The sequence below is a fragment of the Lentimicrobium sp. L6 genome, assembly GCF_013166655.1.
Classification (GTDB): Bacteria; Bacteroidota; Bacteroidia; order Bacteroidales; family UBA12170; genus UBA12170.
This window is the reverse complement of the sequence record NZ_JABKCA010000158.1, coordinates 1-2,226: the sequence shown is the minus strand read 5'-3', so window position 1 is coordinate 2,226 and position 2,226 is coordinate 1. Positions and strand designations below refer to the sequence as shown.

Annotated in this window: 1 protein-coding gene and 1 pseudogene; one reads left to right on the top strand and one right to left on the bottom strand. The window is 29.9% G+C overall.

The annotated features are described in order from the left end of the window. Positions 1-426: 426 nt before the first annotated feature. Positions 427-975: a hypothetical protein gene (locus HNS38_RS19945; RefSeq protein WP_172282144.1), complete on the top strand. Its 549-nt coding sequence runs from the start codon at positions 427-429 to the stop codon at positions 973-975. A 656-nt stretch (positions 976-1,631) separates the two neighbouring features. Here the strand turns inward: HNS38_RS19945 and HNS38_RS21305 are convergent. Then, positions 1,632-1,820, bottom strand: a pseudogene (locus HNS38_RS21305) (transposase); the annotation flags it as partial. Positions 1,821-2,226 lie beyond the last annotated feature (406 nt).

The following is a 2,226-nucleotide window of genomic DNA, read 5'->3' as shown; positions in this document are numbered from 1 at the left end:
CATGCTGCATTTTTTCTCTAAAATGCTCAGTATATAACGGTGCGAAACTTCAGTTTAATAATAAACTTTTTTAAGGATTTTGGTATGTTCAAAGAAACTAATTAAGGTCTATTGATAGCGATTCTGAGATATTTCTCAGTCTTAATAGTATTTTTGAATGCCAAATACATTTCATATTGGATTGAAAAAAGAATCCTCAATCAGGAAATATAAGAAGGTTAAACTTGCATAAATATTCAATATTAAAATTTTGTTTTCTTCCTTCTTATTCAATCATCTTTCCATTAGGTTCGACAAGTAGATTAGTAAAGCCACATTTTATATTTTTACTCTTTTTAATTTTCAAGTATTATACAAACTCCTATTTAAGAGTAATATATGTATATTTACTGCTGATAAAGAAAAATTTATTAAACATCTATAAATATGGATTTCTTCTTAAGAGCCAAGCATTGGCAGATATTTACTCTTCTTATTATAATTCCTGTGAGTTTGCAAATATTTTTATTAGCAATTGATGATTTAGATCTTTTATTAGTCATATCACCTGCTTTTGTAATTCTATATATTGTAATTTTCTTTGGTTGGCTTTGGGCAGTTGGAACAAAACTTCATCATAAATTACCTGCAAAAAGAAGACCTAATTTAATGCTATTTAAAGTCATTCTTCTAGTTCCAATAATATACATACTTGGGATTTCAATATACCTGAGTATGGTTATAATGGGTTCAGTTCCTAGCGACAGTCCATCCTTATTTATAATGAATGATATCATCAGAGAAGTATTTCCACTGCATATGCTCTCCATGTTTTGCCTATTTTATACCTTTTGGAATAATGCCAAAACTATAAAATCAATAGAACTTCAGAGACCTGTTACTTTTAGTGATTTTTCAGAAGAATTTTTCCTTATGTGGTTCTTCCCTATTGGCATATGGGTTATTCAACCTAGAGTTAATAAAATGATGGAATAGAAAGCATTAACAAATCTAAAAAACAAATATGAAATAAGAATTAAAATACTATTTATCTTATCACCTTCTTAGCTAGGAATTAGATATGCTGACAAAAGAATCATTTATTTATTGCTTAGATCTAAAATAATAGCAGCCTCTGAATATGCCGATTTAATAAACACTTCCCTTACAAAAGACAAAAACGAATTAATAAAAGAAATATTTGTTGCTATTCATAATGAAATCAACCATCACTAATTGACGGAGTGACTCTTTGGGAATTACAAAAGATAATAGATTCAAGACCATTGCATAACACATGGATACTTTAAATGAGGGAAATTTTTATTTTTTTTCTATCATTTGCATTTCAAAGTGTTTATTACCCACGTTTTCCGAACATTTCCTCTTTAATTTTTACTATTGGACGCAACTATCCCAGGACTCCGATATAAATTGTAGCAAAGAGCCTCCATTAGGTTATGAGTATGCATTTTCTCCATCCCCCTATATTTAGTAGTGCCTCCTAAGAACCATCTTTTTATTCCTCAGAAAGTGCGTTCAACTTTAAATCTTGTTTTACCTATTAGTTTATTAAATCTCTTCTCCCATTTTGTAAGTGGCTTATCTTTTTTGCCTTTTTCAATATGTGATTTTTCAAACCTCGCTTTTTTTTACAGAGCTTCATTTTTCTTAGATTGGTAGCCTTTGTCTGCTTTTAAAGGGATGTCACTTGGTAAAACTGCTGAATCTAGAACATCTTCTAAATTTGCTATTTCATTTGTACTTACTGTTGTTGTTACAACTCCCAGAACAAGCCCTTCTTCATCTGTAACATCATGTTTCTTATATCCAAAATGAAACTTGCCTCGTTTTTTTTACCACGTACCATCCCTATCTACACTTGATGCATATTTCTTCTTGGTCTTGATTTCTTCATCTGAATGGTCTTCTGTTACTTCTTGGCTTGTTTTTCCTTTTAGTCATAAAGGAGTATCGGTTACACTCGTATCTACAATGGCTCCTTTTTTAATAATTATATGGTGTTTCTCTAATTGTGAATTTATTAGTTTAAACAACTTTTCAAAAGTGCCTTTTTTTTGTTAACTCCGTTCTGAATCTACCAAGAATATTTACTAAAGATAATTTTGGCAATCGCAAAATCAGGCTTGCCATTTGGTAAGGGTTATGTATTTTATCTTAACACAATTCTATATTATTTTATAGGGTTACCCATTTAGTTCACAAATAGTTGTATATGAGTATATT

What these genes read in the sequence shown, in the direction of transcription:
- HNS38_RS19945 (WP_172282144.1), top strand. Translation starts at nt 427, where the DNA reads ATGGATTTCTTCTTAAGAGCCAAGCATTGGCAGATATTTACTCTTCTT.